This window comes from Granulicella sp. 5B5, from assembly GCF_014083945.1.
Lineage (GTDB): Bacteria > Acidobacteriota > Terriglobia > Terriglobales > Acidobacteriaceae > Granulicella.
This window is the reverse complement of record NZ_CP046444.1, coordinates 1,147,578-1,169,739: the sequence shown is the minus strand read 5'-3', so window position 1 is coordinate 1,169,739 and position 22,162 is coordinate 1,147,578. Positions and strand designations below refer to the sequence as shown.

The following is a 22,162-nucleotide window of genomic DNA, read 5'->3' as shown; positions in this document are numbered from 1 at the left end:
GCTCACCAGATCCCTACGAGGCACATCCTTTGCTCTATTGGCTGCTCTACCAGAAGCTGTTTCCATACTTTCGGTTGTTTCGCATCTTTCGCTATGTGACGTTTCGATGTGTGTTTGCGAGCCTGACGGCGCTGCTGATCGGGATGCTGATTGGGCCGTTTGTGATTGAACGGCTGCGAGAGTTTCAGATTGGGCAGTACATCCGCGAAGACGGGCCGCAGAGTCACCAGAAGAAAGGTGGCACGCCGACGATGGGCGGGGTGCTGATCTGCATTGCGATTGTGGTGCCTACGCTGTTGTGGAGCGACCTGAGCAATCCGCTGGTGTGGCTGGTGGTGTTGTCGACGCTGGGGTTTGCGGCGATTGGATTTGCGGACGACTATATCAAAGTGGTGAAGAAGCGGAACCTGGGGCTGACGAGCCGGCAGAAGCTGGCGCTGCAGTTTCTGGCGAGCGCGGCGGTGGCGGTGACGCTGCTGTGGCTGGGTGCGCGGGGCGACTACTCGACGCGGTTGATTGTGCCGTTTGCGAAGGGGTTCAGGCCGAACCTGATCATTGACAGCTTGCGGCATGTGCCGTACATCTGGCCGTTGGCGTTTGCTCCGTTTGTGCTGTTTGTGATGCTGGTGATTACAGGTTCGAGCAATGCGGTGAACCTGACCGATGGGCTGGATGGACTGGCGATTGGGTGCACGATTATTGCCGCCGGTGCATTGACGATGCTGACGTATGTGAGCGGGCATGTGGTGTTCAGCGACTATCTTGAGCTGCAGCGCATGCCGCTGGTGAGCGAGCTGACGATCTACTGCGGGGCGATGGTTGGGGCTTCGATTGGGTTCCTTTGGTACAACGCGCATCCGGCGGAGATTTTTATGGGGGATGTGGGGTCGCTGATGTTGGGTGGCGCGATTGCGACGGTGGCGGTGGTGATCAAGCAGGAGCTGCTGCTGCCGTTCATCGGCGGCGTGTTCATCATGGAGGCGCTGAGCGTGATTCTGCAGGTGGGCAGTTATAAGCTGCGCGGCGGGAAGCGTATCTTCAAGATGGCTCCGATCCACCATCATTTTGAGCTGCTGGGTTGGAGCGAGAGCAAGGTGATTGCGCGGTTCTGGATTATGGCGCTGGTGTTTGCGCTGTTTGCGCTGACGACGTTGAAGCTGAGGTAGGGCAGGAAGTAGCAAGTAGGAAATAGGAAGTAGCGATGATGCTTGAGCTAAAGAATAAACGCGTGTTGGTGGTGGGGCTGGGGAAGAGTGGGTTGGCGGCGGCGCAGTTTTTGAAGGAACGCGGGGCGCGGGTGACGGTGAGTGATGCTCGGCCAGCGACGCTGATTGCGGAGCTGCCGAGCCTGCTGGAGCAGGGGTTTTCGGTGGAGGCGGGGAGCCATGGGCTGCTGACGTTTCGTCGGCAGGATTTGATTGTGGTGAGCCCGGGTGTGCCGAGCTCGACGCCGGAACTGGTGCAGGTGCGGGCGCTGGGGATGCGGATTATTGGTGAGCTGGAGCTTGGGGCGCAGTATCTGCAAGGGGAGATTATTGCGATTACGGGGTCGAATGGGAAGACTACGACGACCTCGCTGGTGGGCGAGATTCTGAAGGCGGCGGGGAGGCCGACGCTGGTGGGTGGGAACATCGGCAGGCCGGTGACGGCGATGGTGGCGGAGAGCGTGGCGCTGAGTAACAATCCCTCCGGGGCTGAAGCCCCAGTTCTTTCAGCGCCCCAAGATGGACGGGCTGAAGCCCGCCCCCTTCAAAGCGGAACGGTGTGGAGTGTGCTGGAGGTTTCTAGCTTTCAGCTGGAGACGATTGAGACGTTCAAGCCGCGGATTGCGCTGGTGCTGAATATTACGCCGGACCATCTGGACCGGCATGGCAGCTTTGAAGCGTATGCGACGGCGAAGGCGCGGATTACAGAGAACCAGACTGCAGATGACTTTCTGGTGCTGAATGGTGAGAACAAGGCGGCGCAGATGGTGGCTGCGAAGACGAAGGCACAGATTTACTGGTTCAGTGCGCGGAGGCCGATCAAGCAGGGTGTGTTTGTGCATGGCGAGTCGATCCTTTTTGTGGCGAAGGAAGGCGCTATTGCGGAGCCGGTGATGCCGGTGAGCGAGGTGCCACTGGCGGGTGCGCACAATGTGGAGAACGTGCTGGCGGCGGTGTGCGCGGCGCGGCTGGCAGGTGTGTCGAGTGAGGTGATTCGTGGCGCGGTGAAGAGCTTCAAGGCTGTGGAGCACCGGCTGGAGTTTGTGCGCGAGGTGCGTGGAGTGAAGTACTACAACGACTCCAAGGCGACGAACGTGGATGCGACGGAGAAGGCGATTGCTGCGTTTGCGGGTGGAGTGCATGTGATTTTGGGGGGGAAGGACAAAGACTCGGATTATGCGACGCTGGCGCCGCTGCTGCGCGAGAGGGTGAAGACGGTTATCACGATTGGTTCAGCGGCAGAAAAGATTGAGCGGCAGCTGGCCGGAGTCGTGAAGATAGAGAATGCGGAGACACTGCAGCGTGCGGTGGCCAAGGCCGAGGAGCTTGCTGTCGCGGGCGATACGGTGTTGCTGGCACCGGCGTGTGCGAGCTTCGACCAGTTTGAGAACTATGAGCACCGCGGGCGGGTGTTCAAGGAGCTGGTGCAGGCGCTGTAGGACTGCAACGACGAACGCGATGTTCGCGATGTATGCAATGAAGACGGTGTGATGAATGGCGAAGCGGGTTGGCGTCGATAAGTGGTTGTTTGGAACGGTGCTGCTGCTGGTGCTGTTTGGGCTGGTGAGCGTGTTCTCGGCGTCGGCGGTGATGGCGAAGGCGACGCTGGGGTCGCCGTATGCGTTTGTGATCAAGCAGGCAGCGTTTGCGTTGGCCGGGCTGATTGCGCTGTTTGTGCTGATGCGTGTGGACTACCGCCGGTACAACAACAGGTTCCTGATTTTTACGGCGATGGGCGCGACGGCGGTGATGCTTCTTGCAGTGTTTGTGATGCGCGGCAAGGTGAATGGAGCGCACCGCTGGATACCGCTGGGGCCGGCTACGTTGCAGCCTTCGGAGCTGGCCAAGCCGATGATTGTGTTCTTCCTGGCGTGGTTTCTGCAGACACGCATCCACGCGATCGACAACATCAAGGAGACGATTCTACCGGCAGTGATTCCGCCGCTGGTGTTCATTGCGCTGATTTTGAAGGAGCCAGACCTTGGCACCGCGCTGGTGTGCGCGGCGGTGGTGGTGTTCATGCTGTTTCTGGCGGGGCTGCCGCTGCGGTGGATCGCGGTGGCTGCTGCGTGTGCGGCGCCTGTGATGTACTGGATGCTGTTTCATGTTTCATGGCGGGCCGCGCGCATGAAGGTGTTTCTGAATCCTGAGGCCGATCCCAAGGGTGCGGGGTTTCACATTTTGCAGTCGCTGATTGCGGTGGGGTCGGGCGGCATCTATGGACGAGGGCTGATGGAGGGTGTGCAGAAGCTGTTTTATCTGCCGGAGCCGCATACGGACTTTATCTTCGCGAACATCTGCGAGGAGCTGGGTTTGATCGGCGCGCTGTGTGTGGTGGCGGCGTTTTGCATCGTGGGGTATCGCGGGCTGCGGGCGGCGTTTTTATCGACGGACCCGTTTGCGCGGTTCCTGGCGTTTGGGCTGACGACGGCGCTGCTGGTGCAGGCGTTCTTCAACATTAGCGTGGTGCTGGCGCTGGTGCCGACGAAAGGGATTCCGTTGCCGCTGATCTCGTCGGGCGGGACGAGTGTGTTTGTTACGTTGGCGTGCATGGGCGTGCTGTTGAATGTGACTCGTGAGATTGATTGAGAGCAGGGAATAGGGGGTAGGGAATAGGGAATAGTTCCAATTCGTTGCGGGTGATGATTGCCGGTGGGGGCACGGGTGGGCATGTGGTGCCGGCGCTGGCGATTGGGCGTCGGCTGCGGGATGCGCATGGGGCCGAAGTGCGGTTTGTGGGGACGTCGCGTGGGATTGAAACGAAGCTGGTGCCGGAGGCCGGGTTCAAGCTGGAGCTGGTGCGCAGTGGGCAGCTGAAGAACGTGAGCCTGATGACCAAGCTGCGGACTGCGCTGGATGTGCCGCTGGGTGTGCTGCATTGTGTAGGGCTGCTGCGGGCGTTCAGACCGCAGGTGGTGGTGGGTGTGGGCGGGTATGCGAGCGGTCCGATGATGCTGGCGGCGGTATTGATGGGGGTTCCGACGCTGGTGTATGAGCCGAATGCTGTACCGGGGCTGACGAACCGTGTGCTGGGCAAGCGGGTGAGCGCGGCGGCGGTGAACTTCAGACAGACGGTGAGCTACTTTCGCAATGCCGAGGTGACGGGCGTTCCGGTGCGGCCGGAGATCTTTGAACTGCCGGAGCGGGTGGCAGGGGCTGCGCCTCGGTTGCTGGTGACGGCGGGCAGCAATGGGGCGCTGGTGTTCAACGAGACGATGCCGCGGATTGCGGCGCGGCTGTTGAGCGAGGTGCCGGGGCTGACGATTGTGCACCAGTCGGGGCCGAAGCGGCTGGAGGCGACGCGGGCGGAGTATAGCGCGAGTGGCGCGGATGCTGCGCGGTGGTCGGTGAAGGCGTTTCTGACCGATATGCCGGAGCAGTATGCGGCGGCGGATGTGGTGCTGGCGCGGTCGGGAAGCACGACGGCGGAGTTGTGTGCTGCGGGCAAGGCGTCGGTGCTGGTGCCGCTGGCGACGGCCGCGGATGACCATCAACGGAAGAATGCCGAGGTGATCGTGTCGGCTGGCGCGGCGGTGATGTTATTGCAGAAGGACGTTACGCCGGAGTCGCTATATGGGGCGCTGTATGCGCTGTTGACGGATGCTCCGTGGCGAGCGGAGATGGCCGCGAAGGCGAAGGCGCTGGCGAAGCCGGGAGCGCTGGACCGGATTGCTGCGATGGTGCTGGAGCTGGCGGGGCGGTAGAGATTCAGGAGCGCAAAGAGGAAGGGCTGAGGAGTTGTCCTCAGCCCTTCGTTGTTTGGGTTGCGTTTAGCGATGTCCGCCGCCGCCGTGACCACCACCACCAGCGTGACCACCGCCACCACCACCGCCATGGAAGCCACCGCCGCCACCGTGGTATCCGCCACCACCAGCACCACTGGTGGCCGGACGGGCGCCGCCGTTGAAGCTACCGCTGCGGGATGCGGGGGCTGCTCCGCGATTGAAGCCCTGTGCGGAGCCCTGACGGAAGCTCTGGCCGCCATGGTTGAAACTCTGCGAGCCGCCGCGGTTGACGTTGTAGCCGCCGTGGTTAGCGCTGGCGAAGGCCCCGCGATAGCCGCCGGCTCCGCCTCGGGCGAAGGCCGCACCGCCGGGGCGTCCGTTGCGGAAGCCTGCGTACTGGTGGTTATAGAAGTTGCCATGGAAGCCGGGGCCGAAGTGGCCGTAGGCGCGGTTGTACCAGAAGTGTCCGCCGTGCCAGTAGCCGCCGTAGAAGCCGAGGCCGAAGTAGCCGAAGCCGTAGTTGATGCCGCCGTAGTAGCCGACGGTCAGGCCCCAGTAGCCGGGGTACCAGCCGTAGTAGCCGTCATAGAGGCCCCAGTAACCGGGAGTCCAGAGGGCATCGGTGTAGGGAGGCTCAACCCAGGCGCCGTTGACCCAGTAGTAGCCACCGGGTCCCCATGCCCAGTAGCCGGGGGTCCAGAGGTAGCCGTCGCCGGGGCAGGGGGGCTGGTCGTAGTCCGGGATGGCCGGAGGTGCGACGTTCGCCTCGGGTGAGCCGGACGGGGGCGCCTGCTGCTGGTACTGTCCCTGATCCTGATACTGGCCGGGGTTCTGGTTCTGGTACTGCTGATCCTGATACTGATCCTGGGGAGCAGGCTGCGACTGGTAGGAAGGGTCGTTGTAGCTGTTCTGTGCCCGCGCCGTGGAGGCTGCGAGCAGGCCCAGAGCCAGAGCGGTACCGCCTGCGAATGTGCTGCGAAGTGCCCGAGTGACGTTCATGACCATCTCCTTGTCCGCTCCATTGCCACTCCCTTGAGATGCGGTAGCTGGCCAGGTGATGCGGAGAGAATTCCGGCCTGCACGTACCGGGTCCGGGTCTCGGTTAATGTAGACACTTCTTTACAGTGTTTGTTGCGTTCTGGTGGCCGGTGTCCGGACAGTGGAGCAGAGTGGCAGGTGGTTGTCGACCCTCCCCCGGTTTTGGGGCTAAGATCCGCAGCGGATTGAAGTTAGCCTCGTAACCATGGGAGCGGAACTTTGGTCGTGTGCCGGAGATTAGAAGCGAGAGTACGAGAGGCGAGTTGAGAAGGAGTGGCGAGACGAAACAACCCGGCGCTAGGCCGGGTTGTTTCTACACTTTCATTCTACAAGGCGTGTCAAGGGGTGAGGCATGAACCTGTGCGCCGCTGTTCAAAGCAAGATATTTGTTCAGAGCTTTCCTAAGGGTTTGGGGTGGCGGCTAAGAGCTGGATCGGGATGATGACGAACTCGCCGGGCTGGATGGGTGCGATGCCGATGAAGATGTTGACGATACCGTTGTCGATGTCCTGCGTGGTGGAGGCGTCGCGACGGATGAAGAAGGCCTGGTCGGGTGTTGGGCCGGCGATGGCGCCGGCCTGCCAGAGGTTGGTAAGGAAGGGGCTGACCTTTAACCCGATAGCGGCCCATAGCGACTCATCGTTGGGTTTGAAGGCCGTCCAGGCAAGGCCTGCGAGGAGACTGGACTCAATGAAGAGCGCGAGGCGTCGGACGGAGATGTACCGGTAGTTGGAGTCTTGTGTAGAGAGGGTGCGCGCACCCCAGATGAGGGTGCCGAGGGTGGGGAAGGTGCGGAGGCAGTTGATGCCGAGCAGGTTGAGGGGGCCCTGCTGGGTGTCGGTGATCGGGGTGGCGAGACTGGCGATGCCGTTGAGTGCGGCGGACTGGCCGGCGGGGCTCTCCCAGACGCCGGTGCGGGTGTCGGTGGTGGCCCAGATGGCGGCGATGGCTGGAGCTGCGGTGAGGGTGATGGGGTGGGCTTCGATACCGACAGGTGCGAGGGGGTCGAGGATTTCGATGCGTGGGAAGTAGAGCGCGCAGTTGGAGAGGCTGGCGGCGGGAGCAAGGTTGAGGTCGGCGGGGGTGAAGGTGAGGTCGCCGTTTTTCGCTCGAGTGGACCAGGCTACGGGGGCGTCGATGAGGAGCATGGCGCGTTGCTGGACGCAGAGAGCGAGGGCGGCGTTGAGGAGCACGGTGTCGAGATCGCCGTTGAGGGTATCGGGCGGGAGGATGAGGATGTCGAAGGGCGTGTCGATGGCTGCGAGTGCGGCGAGGCGCGGGTCGGGTGTGGGCGTGGTGGCGCCGGTGCCGGTGGAGAGGACGAGCGCCTGTGCGCCGCCGTTGTTGAAGAAGAGCCAGAGCGCGTAGGTGAGCGGATAGGCGGGGTTGAGCGCTCCAAAGAGTTGCTGGAAGGCTACGAAGCTGTCGACGGAGGTGGGTATTGGGGAGCCTGCGGAGGCGAGTGGGGTGCGTCCGATGAAGAGGGTGACGGAGGTGGGTGCGGAGGCGATGGCGTCGAGGGGGGTATCGATGGTCGTGATGTGGACACCGGGGTGTTTGAGGGAGATGTTGGCCATGGGTGCCTGCCTTGGGTGTGGAGTGAGGAGATTGTACGCTGGGCGAACGGCCGTTCGTGAGGGGCGGAATTGGGAGAGAATGGGTGGGATGAGTCTTCCAGCACATGCATTGTTTGCGCCCACGCAGCGGGTGCATTTTATTGGGACCGGTGGGATTGGGATGAGCGGGATCGCGGAGATCCTGCTGACGATGGGGTATGCGGTTTCGGGGTCCGATCTAAAAGCAAGCCCGGCGACGGAGCGGCTGCAGGGGCTGGGAGCGACGATCTATGTAGGACATAAGGCGGAGAATGCTGCGGCGTGCGATGTGATCGTGACGAGCTCGGCGGTGGCGAAGGACAATCCCGAGGTGCTGGAGGCGCGGCGAAGGAAGATCCCGGTGATTCAGCGGGCGGAGATGCTGGCGGAGCTGATGCGGCTGAAGTATGGGATCGCCGTCGCCGGGATGCACGGGAAGACGACGACGACGAGCATGGTGGCGGCGGTGCTGGCGGGCGGTGAGCTCGATCCGACGGTGGTGGTGGGCGGGCGCGTGGGGGCGATGGGGTCGAATGCGCGGCTGGGGAAGTCGCAATATTTAGTGGCTGAGGCGGATGAGAGTGATCGCAGCTTCTTGAAGCTGTCGCCTGTGCTGGCGGTGGTGACGAACCTTGATCGCGAGCACATGGAGAGCTATCGCGATATGGAGGATGTGGAGAACTGCTTTGTAGAGTTTATGGACAAGGTGCCGTTTTATGGCGCGGTGACGGCTTGCGTGGACAATGCGATGCTGCGGGGGATTCTGCCGCGAGTGCAGCGCAGGGTGTACACGTATGGAGAGAGCGCAGAGGCGGATTTTCGGGTGAGGGTGTTGCCGAACCCCACTCATCCCAGCGATAAGGCTGCTGGGATGAATGGGGCACCCAGCGGATTTTCGCGGTTTGAAGTTGTTGCGAAGGGTGTGGTGCTGGGGCCGTTTTCGCTGCATGTGCCGGGCCGGCACAATGTGCTGAATGCGACGGCGGCGGTGGCTGTGGGGGTGCAGCTGGGGGTGTCTCAGGAGCAGATTGTGGCTGGGCTGGAGAGCTTTCGGGGAGTGGACCGGCGGTTTCAGGTTCGCGGCGTAGAGAGCGGTGTGACGGTAGTGGATGACTATGGACATCATCCGACGGAGATTAAGGCGACTCTGCAAGCGGCGCGGGAGTGCGGCTACGAGCGAGTGCTGGTGCTGTTTCAGCCGCACCGGTACACGCGGACTCGCGACCTGATGGGGGAGTTTGCAGGGGCGTTTGGCGATGCGGACGCGGTGATGGTGCTAGATGTGTACGCTGCGAGCGAGGAGCCGATCGAGGGTGTGAATGGGGAGTCGCTGGCGGGAGCGATCCGGTACAAGAAGGGTGGCGGGGTGGAGTATGTGGCGTCCATGGGAGACGCGGTGGCGAAGCTGGCGGCGATGGCGAGGCCGGGCGATATGGTGCTGACGCTGGGTGCGGGGAGCGTGAGCCAGGCGGGGCCGATGCTGCTGGAGGCGTTGAAGGGCAGGGAGTAATATTCTTGCATGGCGGCTACTACGACAGCTCGGAGTTCCACGGTGCGGCTTAGCGTAGATGAGCTTGCCAGCCATTTGGAGACGCTGGAGGCTGAATTGAGCGGAGGGCGTTCGATTGAGCTGTTGCGTGGGGAGACGGTGATTGCGGAGGTACGTGCACCGCAGACGTCAGCAGCGAAACCCGAGGCTGCCGGAGAGCGTTCGATACCGGACTTCATGGCGCGTTTGAAGGCGATGTATGGAGATGAGGTATTGCCCGCAGGGACGACGACGCAATGGATTCGTGACGATCGAGATGGGCTGTGACGGTTTATCTCGATAGCAGTTTTGTTGTGGCATTGTATGTTTCAGAGGGGAAGTCAGCCTTAGCGGCTGAGACTTTCAGACGCTTTGCCGAAGGCGCTTGTGTAAGCGCGTTGACCGATATTGAGGTTGCGGCGGCTTTACAGAAGCATGCCTCTCCGAACAGGCAGGGTGGCTATCGTTTGTACCGGCAAGACCGTGAGAGCGGACTCTACACGACGCTGTCCATGGATGAAGCTGTATTCGAAGAGGCGCGGACCATTGCGGAGTCGCATGCGGGGGCTTATTTTCTACGATCCTTGGACATCTTGCAGCTGGCGATAGCCCGGAGACACGGTACGAGCCGTATAGCCACATTCGATGATCGAATGGCTGCTGCGGCGGTGGCGTTGGGATTGGAAGTTTTGTCGCCTCGTTCCTGAGGGGGTACCTCGGGGTGGGCGGGTAGTTTTTGCAGGTGGGTTCCGGCTTATAGTTGAGGTTGGCGATTCTTCCGTGGCCTTGCTCGGGCGGCGGAGATGAAGATGGGAAAGCGCGCGACGTCTGCGGCAGCGGTGCTGGATGCGCCGGAGGAGAGGTATGCTCCGGTGGCCGAGTCCGGCTATCGCGGCCCCGTGCCTGCGCCGGCGGGAGCGCTGCAGCGCGGGCTGAATGCAGATCCGGCTGAACCATTTGGTTATAACGCCGATACGGACGATGACGACTACATGCCGCGGCGGGGGAAGTTTCGCCCGACGCTGAAGAGCCTGCTGCGCAGCAGGGGCGGGCGCGGTGTGGTGGGTGTGCTGGCGCTGGTGGCTGTGGGCGCTCTGGCGGTGGGAGCGGCGGCGGTGCGGTACTACCTGTTGCAGGACCCGCGGTTTGTGGTGGCGAGCTCGGACGATATCCAGATCAGCGGGAACACGCACCTGACGCGCGAACAGCTGCTGGGTGTGTTTGGTGGCGACCTGGAGCGGAACGTCTTTCGGGTGCCGCTAGGTGAGCGCGAGGCGGACCTGCAGAACCTGCCGTGGGTGGAGCAAGCGACGGTGATGCGTCTGCTGCCGAACCAGCTAAGGGTGCAGATTGTGGAGCGGGTGCCGGTGGCGTTCGCGCGGCAGGGGACCCAGATTGGGCTGGTGGACGGGCATGGCGAGCTGCTGGATATGGGCACGGATGTGCGGGCGGATGCGAAGTACTCGTTCCCGGTGCTGACGGGGATCAATGCGGCTGACCCGGAGTCGACGCGCGAGGCACGGATGCAGCTGTACCAGCAGTTTATGCAGGCCCTGGACAGCGGCGGGCAGCACTTTTCAAAGACGGTGAGCGAGGTGGACATCACGGAGCCGGATGACCTGAAGGCGCTGATCGCGTCGCCTGATCCGTCGAAGGGCGGTAGCCCGGAGGTGCTGGTGCACTTTGGCGATGACAAGTTTTTGAGCCGGTACGACGAGTTCGAGAAGCTGCTGCCGGAGTGGCGGCAGCAGTATCCGAAGCTGGCGGCGGCGGACATGCGGTATGAAGGCCAGATTGTGCTGGAGATGCGGAAGGATGGGGATACGGTGGCGCAAGCTGCGTCGGCTCAAACCCAGGTCTCAGAAGCGAGACCTGGGGCACCCAGTGTTGCGGCGGCGGTTGCTGCGGTGAAGCCTGCAGTGCTGCCGGTCGTGAAGTCAGCGGGAGCCGCGAAGCTGGTGCGGGCGAGTGCGCCGGTGGTGAGGGCTCCTGCGAAGTCTGCGCCGAAGAAGGCCGCGAAGCCGGTTGCGAGGAAGGCAGTGGCGAAGAAGGCGGCTGCGAAGAAAAAGAAAGCGCACGCGGCAGATGGTCGCGATGCGGCGAATGACAAGCTGTTTGCGGAGTTGGCGGCGGCGCGGAAGGCGAAGTAGTGGCGGTGACAGGAGAGCATACCCCAGGGGCTAAAGCCCCCTCGATTTTGGGGTGAGCTATGAGACCCGAGCCTGAAGGCTCGGGCTACCTGAGATGTGGCGGGTCGCGAGATACGGCGAGTCGTGAGATGTGGCGAGTCGATGGCTGTGGTTGAGGGAAGACGATGAATGCGAAGACCGACAACCTGATTACTGTGCTGGACGCGGGCAGCAGCAAGAGCTGTGTGCTGGTGGCGGAGCTGACCGATGGCGTGCTGCGGTATCGCGGGCATGGTGTGGAGGCTTCGCGTGGGATGCGGCGGGGAGCGATCTCGGATCTCGGCCCGGCAGCGGAGGCGATCGACGCGGCGGCACTGCGCGCGGAGAAGACGGCGAAGGCCCCGATTGAGACAGCAGTGGTGAGCGTGGGCGGGCCACATATGCGGGGGGTGAACTCGCAGGGCGGCATCAATATGGGCAGTCGCATGAAGGAGATTACGAAGGAAGATGTGCGGGCGGCGATTGACCGGGCGCGGTCGATCAGCCTGGCGCCGGACCGCGAGGTGCTGCACCTGCTGCCGCAGCAGTTCATCCTGGATGACCAGGGCGGGATTCATGACCCGGTGGGGATGGTGGGGAACCGGCTGGAGGTGGGGCTGCACCTGGTGACCTGCTCGGGGTCGGCGTCGCAGAACGTGGTGACATGCGCGAACCGCGCGGGGCTTGAGGTACTGGACACGGTGTTTGAAGGCATCGCTGCGGCGGAAGCGGTGCTGTCAGCCGATGAGCGCGAGCTGGGTGTTTGCCTAGCGGACATTGGGTCGCACTCGACCGAGCTGGTGGTGTTTTTTGAAGGCGCGGTGGCTCATACGGCGGTGCTGCCGATTGGTGGCGACCACTTTACGAACGATCTTGCGGTGGGGCTGCAGGTGAGCGTGGAGGAGGCCGAGCAGCTGAAGCGGATGTATGGGAGCTGCGTGGTGACGTCGATACCGCAGTTGAATGAGATTGAGGTGGGCGGCAACTTGGCGACGGGTGGCGGCTCGGCGCGGCTGGTGCGGCAGCGGTTCCTGGCGGAGATATTAGAGCCGAGGGCGCGGGAGATGCTGACCATGCTTCGTGAGAACCTGCGCCACGGCGGCGTGCTGGAGGCGATGGGCGCGGGTGTAGTGCTTACCGGCGGCGGGTCGCACCTGGCGGGGCTGCTGGACAACGCGGAGAGCCTGCTGCGGGTGCCGGCGCGGATTGGGTATCCGGTGCCGCTGAGCCGGATGCCGGCGGAGCTGGCCAAGCCGGAGTTCGCGGCCGCGATCGGAATGCTGCTGTATACGCAGAGGACGCAGGCGAAGAAAGCCGCCGATGAGCAGGGGCTGAAGCAGAAGATCCTTTCGATGTTTGCGGGGAGTTTTTAAGGGCAGGGAGTAGGGAATGGGGAGTAGGGAGTAGGAAGACTGCAGCGAAGGGATGACAAAACGGGGTGGGAAGGGTCAAAAGAGGCAGCGTTCTTGAGGAAAATGAGGGCCTGGAGTGGCAGGACGCCAGCCTTTGGAGACGGTAGACTGAGAGATATGAGTTTTCGCATGTTTAGCAAGGTAATGGGCGTGTTGTTTCTGGGGCTTGGCCTGAGTGCTGCGGCACATGCCCAGGTCGGCGTTTATGGGATGTATTCGGTGACGCACTATGGCGGTATCCAGTGTCTTTCGACGGCGCCAGTGCCGTGTTCGAACGGCTCGGCTGCCGGGCAGACCGGCGTAATCGATCCGCTGGGCGGGTCGGGCGGCGTGTACTACGACTTCAAGTCGTTTGGGCCGGTGCGGCTGGGCGTGGATGTGCGCGCGGGTGCGAACCACAACAACAAGTCGGCGTCGAGCGCGACGGGCGGCAATGGCAGCGCGGGCGGACAGTATGTGCTGGGTGGTCTGCGCGGGTCGGTGCATACACCGTTTCCTTGGCTCAAGCCGTATGCACAGGTGTCGGTTGGCTATGCGCACAGCGATGTGACGGAGCCGACGAATGCGACGACCACAGGGTCGCTGGGCGCGCCGCGCTACTACGACAAGTTTGTGCAATATGAAGGCTTCGTCGGCGCGGACATCCGGATCGCTTCGTTCCTAGACTTTCGCGCGGTGGAGATTGGGATCGGGAATATGAACCGCATCGGGAGCGGGTCGCCGTTGGACGGCAAGTCGTCGGTCGGCGTCCGTTCGCTGGCGACGGGTGTGGTGTTCCATCTGCCGTAGGTGGTGGGTGTAATCGAGGTAGATGCGGGCGGTCGAAAGGTGTACGGAGATTTCGAGTTCGCAGCGCAGAATGTAGAGAAGTATGGCGCTGAGGTGCGAAGGCACCAAGACGAGGAGAGGGAGAAACATGTCCTACACGTCCACGGAGGGACCGGGCCCCGAACACAATGGAGAACCGGGCGGAGGGCCACTGCGTATCCACTATCACGATGAAGCACAGCGCAGCGCGCGGATCAAGGTGATCGGCATAGGCGGCGGCGGCGGCAATGCGGTGAACCGCATGATCGCGGCGGGTGTGGTGGGCGTGGAGTTTATCGCCGCGAATACGGACGCGCAGGCGCTGGAGAGCTCAAGCGCTCCGGTGAAGCTGCAGCTGGGCGTGAAGCTGACGAGCGGGCTAGGCGCGGGCGCGAACCCGGACGTTGGGCGGCGCGCGGCGCTGGAGGATTCGGACAAGATCATTGAAGCGCTGGAAGGCGCGGACATGGTATTTGTGACCGCAGGCATGGGCGGCGGCACAGGTACGGGCGCCGCGCCGGTGATTGCGTCGCTGGCGAGCGAGATGGGTGCGCTGACGGTGGCTGTGGTGACTCGGCCATTTGGTTTTGAGGGCAAGCGCCGCACGCTGCAGGCAGAGCGCGGGATGCAGGAGCTGCTGGATGCTGTCGATACGCTGATCGTGATTCCGAATGAGAAGCTGCTGGCCGTGGCGAAGGATGCCGGGTTCTTTGAGAGCTTCAGGATTGCGGACGACGTGCTGCGGCAGGGCGTGCAGGGGATCTCGGACATTATTACGATTCCGGGTGTGATCAATCGCGACTTTGCGGATGTGAAGACGACGATGGCCGGCATGGGCTATGCGGTGATGGGCACGGCGGTGAGGAGCGGCCCGGATCGCGCTCGCGAGGCGGCGATGGCCGCGATGGCGAGCCCGCTGCTGGAGGCCGGTGCGATCGACGGCGCGCGCGGGATTCTGATCAACATTACGGGGTCGAGCAATCTGAAGCTGAGCGAGGTGAATGAGGCCTCGACGATTATTCAGAATGCGGCGCATGAGGACGCGAACATCATCTTTGGCGCGGTGATGGATGAGCGGCTGGGCGATGAGCTGAAGCTGACGGTGATTGCGACGGGCTTTCGCGACGAGGAGAAGCGCGAACGACGCGAGCGGATGTTGACCGAGCCCGCGATGACGATTGAGCCGAGGCCTGCAGTGGAGCCGAGAATTGTGGCCCAGCCGGTGGTGACGCCCGCAGCGCAGCCGGTGGCACGGTTTGCGAGCGAATTGGCGGCGGAGCAGGAATCGCGTGCTGTGGTGACTGCGCCTGGACCGAACGTGCCGACTTCGAGCTATTACGAGGCGGCCCGGCAGCAGGCGCGGCAGGAGATTGCGCCGACGGCGCAGAGCATGCCTGTGGCTTCGATGCCGGAGTCCACGTTTGTAGAGCCGATGAACGAGCCTGTGCATGCGGTGAGGCAGCCCGAGGTCGTGGAGCGGTTGCCAGAATCGGTGCGAGCATCGGTATTCGATGATGACTTCTTCCGTGAGCCGAAGGCGGCGTATCAGGCCCCGGTGGTGCAGGCCCCGACGGCACAGGCTCCCGTGGTGCAGGCTGTCGCATTGCCTGTTGTGACGGAGCCGGTGATCTCGCGGCCGGTTGAGCCGATCCATGTGCCAGAGCCTGCCCCGGCGCCAGCAGCGTTTGAGGTTGAGGATTCACCGTCACTGTGGCCGGAGGCGCGGGTGCCGTCGTTCGCGGGCTATGCTGGAGGCGAGACGGGGACGAGTGAGGGTGATGAGTTGGATATTCCGGCGTTTTTGCGGAAGCAGCATTAAGACAGTGAGTAGGGAATAGGGAGTGTAGGGAATAGAAAACAGGGAGTAGGATTTGCGGATGCATCGAGGGCGGAGATCGTTCGGAGTGATGATGGGGGTGCTGCTGGTGCTGGTGCTGGCGGCGGGACGAGCTGCGAGTGCCTCGAATGGGAAGGGCCGCGAAGGACGGACGGTGGCGCATGGCAAGGCTGCGCGCCGGTCGACTGCAAGCAAGGCTGTGTCTCACAGGGTGGCCGGGCATCGTGCGGTGGCTCACAGAGCGGTTGCGCATAGAGCGGTTACACATGGAGCAGGGGCGCGCCATGCGAGTCTTCATGCGTCGACGACGACGACGGTGCGGGTGCATGGACGGCTGGTGCATCGGCGGGTGCGTTACTACGAGCGGTTTACCGAGAGCAGCTTTGCCGATGACATTACGGCCGGCGATGTGACTGCTGGCGAAGACCCGGTTGTGCGGCAGGCGGCGATTACGGCGCTGGGCAACATGAACGGCACGGCGCTGGCGATCGATCCTTCGAATGGGCGCATCCTGGCAATGGTGAACCAGAAGCTGGCGCTGAGCGCGGGTGCGGAGCCGTGTTCGACGATCAAGATTGCGGTATCGCTGGCGGCGCTGAAGGAAGGGCTGGTGAAGGCGAACACGCCGGTGAACCTGGGCGGACACTACTCGCTGGACATGACGCATGCGCTGGCGAAGAGCGTGAACCTGTACTTCGAAGTGCTGGGCCGCGCGATGGGCTTTGAGCGCGTGAAGTACTACGCGAACATGTTCGGGCTGGGCGAGCTGGCGGGGTACAACATTCCGGGTGAGCACCTGGGTGTGTATCCGGATGTGGTGCTGCCGCAGAAGGATGGCGGGGTGGGCCGGATGTGCTCGTTTGGCGAGAGCATCAGCATGACGCCGCTGCAGCTGGGTGCGCTGGTGAGCGCGATTGCGAACGGCGGCACGCTGTATTATCTGCAGCACCCGACGAGCCAGGCCGAGGTGGCGAACTATGTGCCGCAGATAAAGCGGCAGCTGGACATCGCGAATGTGATCCCGCAGATCCTGCCGGGGATGCAGGGGGCGGTGGACTTCTCGAATGGCACGGCGCGGAGCCTGCGGACGAACTTCGACCAGTTTCCGGTATTTGGAAAGACAGGCACGTGCTCGAACAACGGGACGCGGTATGGCTGGTTCGCGAGCTATGCAAACACGCCGAATGGGCGCATCGTGACGGTGATCTTCCTGGAAGGCGGGCGGCCAACGTACGGGCCGAAGGCCGCGGAGCTGACAGGGCAGTTCTACCGCGCAATGTACGACGGCGGGTACTTCAATCCGAAGGCGCCGACGGAGCAGGCGCTGACCAGCGGACGGTAGTTTCTTTTTTCTGACAGATGGGTGGGTACGAAAGACGGAAACAGACTGCCGACTGTTGCAGCCTGCGACGATTGTCTGTGAGGCGCCGTTTCAGCATCTGAAAGAATAGATACAGGTGTGCAATGAAGATTCTGACGGCAGCAGAGATGGGAGCGGCGGACCGGCGCTCGGTAGAAGCGGGTGTATCCGTCTCTGTGTTGATGGAGAACGCTGGCGCGGCGGTGGCGCGGTTCTGCCTGCGGCGGTTTGGCGGCGCAGGGCTTGTGGTGGTGCTGTGCGGCAAGGGCAACAACGGTGGGGATGGACTGGTGGCTGCCCGGTATATGGCCGAGGGCGGGCGCAATGTGCGCGTGTTGCTGCTGGGCGCGGCGAATGAACTGAAGGGCGAGCCGGTGAAGGCGTTCGCCGCGGCGGTGATTACGGCGATGGGGCTGCATGCGGCGGGCAGCGAGGCTGGGTACTCCGGGGGGAGGATGGAGGTGCGCGAGGTGTGGGACGAGGAGCAGCTGCAGGCAGGGATGCAGGGTGCGGGGCTGGTCGTGGATGCGATTGTGGGGACGGGCTTTACTCCTCCACTGCGCGGGCTGGCGGCGACGGCGGGAGGGCTGATCGGGAAGATGGTGGCACCGGTAGTGGCGGTAGATGTGCCGAGCGGGTGGGATGCCGATGCTGTGACGCCGACGGTCGAAGGCGCGTTTCGTGCGGATGCCGTGGTGACGTTTGCGGCCCCGAAGCTGGCGCATGTGTTTGGGCAGATGACGGGCGACAGGGTTTTTGGGCCGGTTGTGGTGGCGGGGATCGGAACACCGAAGAGCGCGGTCGTGAGTGGGACGGGGCTGCACTGGGCGGGGACGGCGAAGAGTGTGACGGAGACTCCGCGAGCCATCAACAGCAACAAAGGAACGTTTGGGCATGTGCTGCTGATGGGTGGGGCGCTGGGCAAGGCGGGTGCGCCTTCGATGGCTAGCCTGGCTGCGATGCGTGCGGGCGCCGGGCTGGTGACGGCGGCGGTGCCGCAGGAGGTGCTGGCGACGGTGGCTGCGGTGGCTCCGGAGCTGATGCTGACGCCGCTGCAGGAGCAGGGAGTGGGGAGTAGGGAGCAGGGAGTAGGGAACGAACTTGGTGGCATTGCGCTGGATCACCTGAGCGAGAAGCAACTGCCGGAGCTGCTGAAGGGGATCTCGGTGGTTGCGATTGGGCCGGGGTTGGGGCAGGTGGGGACGACTCCGGAGTTTGTGCGGCGGTTTGTGGAACAAGTGACGCTGTCGATGGTGATCGATGCAGATGCGTTGAATGCGTTTGCGGGGCGCGCGGATGCGCTGAAAGAGGCCGCGAAGGAAAAGACGGTGGTGCTGACGCCGCATCCGGGTGAGATGGCGCGGCTGGTGGGGATGACGGTGAAGGAGGTCGAAGCCGATCGTGTGGGGTTGGCACGGCGGTTCGCCACCGAGTATGGCGTGACGCTGGTGCTGAAGGGATGGCGGACGCTGATTGCGCATCCGGATGGCCGCGTGGGTGTGAACACGACGGGGAACCCGGCGATGGCCAAGGGCGGCAGCGGCGATGTGCTGACGGGGATCGTTGCTGCGATGCTGGCGCAGTATGCGCGGAGCGGCAAGGCGGAAGATGTTGCGCAGGCAGTGGAGGCGGCGGTGTTTCTGCATGGGCTCGCCGGAGACTTTGCGGCGGTGAAGCAGGATGAGCATACGGTGCTCGCGACCGATACGGTGGGGCATCTTTGCGATGCGTTCCGTTCGCGGGTGCGCGATGAGGACGGGCTGACGTGGGTGGTGGGGGCGGCGGCGCGGTAATATTCCAGGCAATCCAAGCAAAAGACAAATGCGGGGATCTCTCCGCTCCGCGCTGCGCGCTCCGGTCGAGATGACAGACAATTGTTGTAAGGGATATGCGATGAGAGAGTGGACACGGGAGAAGCGGCTGCGGACGCGCAGTGAGAACGGCACGCTGGCGCTGGGCGAGATGATGACTGAGTTGCTGGTGGCTCCGAAGCTGGTGGTGCTGCGCGGCGAGCTGGGGATGGGCAAGACGACGCTGGTTCGTGGTATGGCGGCTGCGTTGGGTGCCAATGCCGATGAGGTGACGAGCCCGACGTTCACTCTGGTGCATGAGTACAAGGGGCGCAAGACGCGGCTGATTCACCTGGATCTGTATCGGTTGGAGAACGAGACCGAACTGGAGACGGTGGGGCTGTGGGAGATGGCCGATGCCCCTGATGCCCTGGTGATGGTGGAATGGGGCGATAAGTTCGCGAGCGTGATGGAACGTGCGGATGCGGAGGTTTCCATATCGCAGGGCGAGGTGGAGAACGAGCGGCTGCTGCTGGTGAACTGGAGAGATCGATAGAAGTAAAGCTGGTAGAAAAGCGAAAGGCCGCGAGTGATCGCGGCCTGCACTTTTAGGTAGTACGGCTTGGCTTACAGGGAGCGCCAGTTGCTGTTGGTGCGGGCGCGGATGCCGATGAAAGCTGGCACAAAAACTGTTGAAGCGAAGACGGTAGCAATCAATGCGAGGTACATAGTGTTTCTCCTAGGGCGCACGCGGCCGGGTAGCCCGGGTGCGGCGCCGTGCCCGATGTACGGGGGTTAGGGGTCTGATTTCGGCGCAGGCGGTGTTGAGATCTTGACTCAGCCGTCACATTCGCCGGGATCTGTATCTGGGCCCGTTCCGGGTCCCGTTTGCTGGCGCTCTCTCCTAGGTTGGGGGCGCCGGCGTGCCAAACAGTTTGGCAAACTCTACTTCATCTACTACGGATAGGATCGCTGAAAGGTTCCGTTGGATGCAATCTTTTATCGACCGTATCGTTCGTTATTCGAACTTGACTCTCTGTTTGTTGGGAAAAGAGCGGTTCAAACATCGTCTGGTAGGAATACGGCGGTACGGATGATTTCGTTCCAGGAAATTGCGTAAAAGTTTGTAACTGAATTTCAGGAGTGAATTAAGCGCCTCGGCCGGTGAAGCGGTAGATGGCGCAAAGTTCGTCGCCTGTCGATCCATATTCCTTCTGCTGGGCGATGGCGGCGAGGTCGGCGAGGTGGTCGTCGGGGGTCATGGCGACGGAGCCGATCCAGAGGCGGGTGAAGGCGGGGTGGCGGTCGAGGAGGGAGCCGTGCTCGGCGTTGGCGTAGAGGAGATCGAAGGGACGCGGGTTATGGGCGAGTGAGGTTTCGACGTGGCGGAGGAAGCGGCGGAGGATGGGGAGCTCGAAGGGGTGGAAGAGGAAGGCGAGTGTGGCTTCAGGGGGGAGCGTGTGTTTGGTGGCGTCGGCGTGGTGAAGCGCGATGGGCGCGAGGGCTTCGCTGGTGATGTCGTTCTGCCAGAGGGCGATGTTGTTGTGGGCGACGCCGGCGAGTGTGGCGTTGAGTTCGACGCCTTCGATGCGGAGGAAAGGATACTGTGAGGCGAGCAGCATGGCGCGGCCTTTACCGGCGCCTACGTCGAGGAAGACGGTGCGGCTGATGGGCGCGAGAGGAGCGGTGCGCTGCAGCCAGTGGTCGAGCAGGCGGTGGAGGATGCTGGGTGCGATGCCGTAGTAGGCGGTGAGTTCTTCGACGGGGACGCCGGTGCCGCGGGCGATGATGTCGCCAGCGATGAGGCCGGAGGTGTCGGTGCCGTGGAGCTGGTCAAAAGGATGAATGACGGCTTCGCGGGGGTGGATGGCGGTTTGGAGTTTCTTGCTGGGCATCTTGCTTGTCGTCTGGGGAGAGCATACCCCAGGGGCTAAAGCCCCTTCTTTTCTGAGGGGATATGAGACCCGAGCCTGAAGGCTCGGGGTACCTAGAAGCGCAGCGAGGTTACAGGATGGGGAAGAGGGCTGGGAGGAGCGTGATGTCGACGCGGGAGATGGGGGGCAGGCCGAGGAGGCGGTTTTCGATCTGGGCGGTGAGCTGTGTGTTGGCGGCGTCGTCGAGGCCGGGGCGTGGAGTGTGAGAGTGGCGAGGTAGCGTGGCGGTACGCCGGGAATTTTGTAGCCGGGGGCTTCGGTGTCGAGCGTGAGGGAAGCGGATTTGAGCAGGCCGGCGTCGACGATGTTGCGCTGTGCGGGCGGGGCGTAGCAGTCGCGGAGTGCGGCGAGGAGGTCGGCGTGGGTCATCGAGCTAGGAGGTGGTGTCAAGGTGGAACTTGACGCAGCCATTGAGGTGGCGATCGCTGCGGTCCTTCCACTGGGTGTCGGTAGACGGATGGTTGATGCCCTGGCGGTAGAAGACGAGCCAGGTGCGGCAGCCCTTGAGGTCTTCGACGGTGGCGTCGTGGGTGGCGGCGACCTGGTCGTCAAATGTTTTGAGGGCGGGGTCGAATATATCGGCTGCGGCATCGCGGAGGCCGGCTGCATGATCGAAGGCCGACCACGCAGGGGACTGCACAGGGACAGGGTGTGTGGTGGTGACGACCGCGGCGGGGCCAGCAGTGGGCGATACGCGATGGCGGTTACGCCAAAGGTTGAAGGCGAAGAGGCCGATGATGACGGCGATGAGGACGAAGTGGCGGGGCTTGAGAGGCATAGTGTTTGCTATCAGTGGGTGCGGTCGGTGAGGTACTGGGCGAGGGCTTTGAGCGGCGCGGCGGAGTCGCCGAAGGGGGCGAGCGCGGCGAAGGCGTCGGCGATGAGCTCAGAGGCGTCCTTCTTCGACTGCTTGATGCCGTAGACGGCGGGCCAGGTGGCTTTGTCAGTTGCTGTGTCTTTGCCGGCGGTCTTGCCGAGCTGCTCGGAGGACTGTGTCATGTCGAGGATGTCGTCGACGATCTGGAAGGCGAGGCCGGCTTTTTCGCCGAAGGTGCGGAGGCGTGCGATGACGTCAGTGTGATTGTGCGCGGGCTTTGCGCCGAGACCGAGCAGACCGCCGGTGACGATGGAGGTGGTGATGAGCGCGCCGGTCTTGGCGCGGTGGATGCGCTCGACGAGTTCGGCGGTGGGCTTGTGGCCTTCGCCTTCGATGTCCATGACTTGGCCGCCGATCATGCCGGGTGGAAGCTCGCCGGGGAGGCCAGAGCCGGGAACAGGGCCGACGCCGGTGCCGATGGCGAGGGCGAAGTCATGCAGGACGGCGACGACGGTGGCGGGCGGTGCGGGGAGTGCGGCGATGGTCTGGAAGGCGAGGGTTTGGAGGGCGTCGCCGGCGAGGATGGCGATGGCTTCTCCGAAGGCGACGTGGCAGGTGGGCTGGCCGCGGCGGAGATCGTCGTTGTCGAGTGCGGGCAGGTCGTCGTGGATGAGGGAGTAGGTGTGCACCATCTCGAGGGCGCAGCCGAGGTCTACGGCGCCGTCGGGCAGTGCGCCGGCGATCATGCGCGCGGCTTCGATGCAGAGGATGGGGCGGAGACGCTTTCCACCTGCAAACGTCGAGTGGCGCATAGCCCGGTGGATGCTGTGTGGCGGGGTGGTGGCAGAGGGGAGCAGACGCTCGAGGGCTGCATCGGTGAGGGCTACGCCGGACTTGAGGAGGGATTGGACGTCGGTAGACATTGCGCTTTGCTCATTCTACGCGA

Annotated in this window: 19 protein-coding genes; 14 read left to right on the top strand and 5 right to left on the bottom strand. The window is 63.2% G+C overall.

Annotated features, from left to right (window positions below; translation table 11 throughout):
- The first annotated feature begins 29 nt into the window (after positions 1-29).
- From mraY to murG, 4 genes are read left to right on the top strand one after another with little or no spacing between them, the layout of a single operon-like run.
- Positions 30-1,166 carry a phospho-N-acetylmuramoyl-pentapeptide-transferase gene (mraY, locus tag GOB94_RS05040; RefSeq protein WP_182278447.1) on the top strand — a complete coding sequence of 379 codons (1,137 nt, stop codon included), beginning with the start codon at positions 30-32 and terminating at the stop codon, positions 1,164-1,166.
- 38 nt (positions 1,167-1,204) lie between these two features.
- A complete protein-coding gene (gene murD / locus GOB94_RS05035; protein WP_182278446.1) occupies positions 1,205-2,644 on the top strand; it encodes a UDP-N-acetylmuramoyl-L-alanine--D-glutamate ligase in 1,440 nt (479 codons plus the stop codon).
- A 55-nt stretch (positions 2,645-2,699) separates the two neighbouring features.
- On the top strand, positions 2,700-3,794 hold the full coding sequence (gene ftsW / locus GOB94_RS05030) for a putative lipid II flippase FtsW (protein ID WP_182277784.1): 1,095 nt from the start codon (positions 2,700-2,702) through the stop codon (positions 3,792-3,794).
- Between the two features lie 53 nt (positions 3,795-3,847).
- Positions 3,848-4,909, top strand: a complete 1,062-nt coding sequence (gene murG, locus GOB94_RS05025; RefSeq protein ID WP_255484245.1) for an undecaprenyldiphospho-muramoylpentapeptide beta-N-acetylglucosaminyltransferase — start codon at positions 3,848-3,850, stop codon at positions 4,907-4,909.
- Positions 4,910-4,975: 66 nt separating this feature from the next.
- Here murG and GOB94_RS05020 read toward each other — a convergent pair whose 3' ends face one another.
- Complete coding sequence (locus tag GOB94_RS05020) at positions 4,976-5,929, bottom strand: YXWGXW repeat-containing protein (RefSeq protein ID WP_182277782.1); 954 nt, start codon at positions 5,927-5,929, stop codon at positions 4,976-4,978.
- A gap of 440 nt (positions 5,930-6,369) precedes the next feature.
- Entirely contained in the window at positions 6,370-7,545 is a 1,176-nt protein-coding gene (locus GOB94_RS05015) for a phage tail sheath C-terminal domain-containing protein (RefSeq protein WP_182277781.1), read from the bottom strand.
- A gap of 88 nt (positions 7,546-7,633) precedes the next feature.
- Here GOB94_RS05015 and murC point away from each other — a divergent pair, with 88 nt between their 5' ends.
- The 10 genes from murC to tsaE all read left to right on the top strand — a co-directional run bounded on the left by murC (position 7,634) and on the right by tsaE (position 19,021).
- On the top strand, positions 7,634-9,073 hold the full coding sequence (gene murC, locus GOB94_RS05010; RefSeq protein WP_182277780.1) for a UDP-N-acetylmuramate--L-alanine ligase: 1,440 nt from the start codon (positions 7,634-7,636) through the stop codon (positions 9,071-9,073).
- 9 nt (positions 9,074-9,082) lie between these two features.
- On the top strand, positions 9,083-9,379 hold the full coding sequence (locus GOB94_RS05005; RefSeq protein ID WP_220464997.1) for a hypothetical protein: 297 nt from the start codon (positions 9,083-9,085) through the stop codon (positions 9,377-9,379).
- Positions 9,376-9,798, top strand: a complete 423-nt coding sequence (locus GOB94_RS05000; protein WP_182277778.1) for a type II toxin-antitoxin system VapC family toxin — start codon at positions 9,376-9,378, stop codon at positions 9,796-9,798. Before GOB94_RS05005 ends, GOB94_RS05000 begins: the two co-directional genes overlap by 4 nt.
- A 102-nt stretch (positions 9,799-9,900) precedes the next feature.
- The gene (locus GOB94_RS04995; RefSeq protein ID WP_182277777.1) at positions 9,901-11,241 is read left to right on the top strand and encodes an FtsQ-type POTRA domain-containing protein; all 1,341 of its coding nucleotides are present in this window, start codon (positions 9,901-9,903) and stop codon (positions 11,239-11,241) included.
- A 164-nt stretch (positions 11,242-11,405) separates the two neighbouring features.
- Complete coding sequence (gene ftsA, locus GOB94_RS04990) at positions 11,406-12,632, top strand: cell division protein FtsA (RefSeq protein ID WP_182277776.1); 1,227 nt, start codon at positions 11,406-11,408, stop codon at positions 12,630-12,632.
- A 168-nt stretch (positions 12,633-12,800) separates the two neighbouring features.
- Positions 12,801-13,460, top strand: coding sequence for a hypothetical protein (locus GOB94_RS04985; protein ID WP_182277775.1), 660 nt, complete (start codon positions 12,801-12,803; stop codon positions 13,458-13,460).
- A 127-nt stretch (positions 13,461-13,587) separates the two neighbouring features.
- Positions 13,588-15,297: a cell division protein FtsZ gene (gene ftsZ / locus GOB94_RS04980; RefSeq protein WP_182277774.1), complete on the top strand. Its 1,710-nt coding sequence runs from the start codon at positions 13,588-13,590 to the stop codon at positions 15,295-15,297.
- A gap of 58 nt (positions 15,298-15,355) precedes the next feature.
- A complete protein-coding gene (locus GOB94_RS04975; RefSeq protein ID WP_182278445.1) occupies positions 15,356-16,657 on the top strand; it encodes a penicillin-binding transpeptidase domain-containing protein in 1,302 nt (433 codons plus the stop codon).
- A 122-nt stretch (positions 16,658-16,779) separates the two neighbouring features.
- Positions 16,780-18,468, top strand: coding sequence for an NAD(P)H-hydrate dehydratase (locus GOB94_RS04970; RefSeq protein ID WP_182277773.1), 1,689 nt, complete (start codon positions 16,780-16,782; stop codon positions 18,466-18,468).
- 100 nt (positions 18,469-18,568) lie between these two features.
- Entirely contained in the window at positions 18,569-19,021 is a 453-nt protein-coding gene (gene tsaE, locus GOB94_RS04965; protein WP_182277772.1) for a tRNA (adenosine(37)-N6)-threonylcarbamoyltransferase complex ATPase subunit type 1 TsaE, read from the top strand.
- A 592-nt stretch (positions 19,022-19,613) separates the two neighbouring features.
- Here the strand turns inward: tsaE and GOB94_RS04960 are convergent.
- The 3 genes from GOB94_RS04960 to GOB94_RS04950 form a co-directional block, all read right to left on the bottom strand.
- Positions 19,614-20,360, bottom strand: a complete 747-nt coding sequence (locus GOB94_RS04960) for a class I SAM-dependent methyltransferase (protein WP_182277771.1) — start codon at positions 20,358-20,360, stop codon at positions 19,614-19,616.
- A 412-nt stretch (positions 20,361-20,772) separates the two neighbouring features.
- Complete coding sequence (locus tag GOB94_RS04955) at positions 20,773-21,177, bottom strand: hypothetical protein (RefSeq protein WP_182277770.1); 405 nt, start codon at positions 21,175-21,177, stop codon at positions 20,773-20,775.
- 11 nt (positions 21,178-21,188) lie between these two features.
- On the bottom strand, positions 21,189-22,139 hold the full coding sequence (locus GOB94_RS04950) for a polyprenyl synthetase family protein (protein WP_182277769.1): 951 nt from the start codon (positions 22,137-22,139) through the stop codon (positions 21,189-21,191).
- Positions 22,140-22,162: the final 23 nt, after the last annotated feature.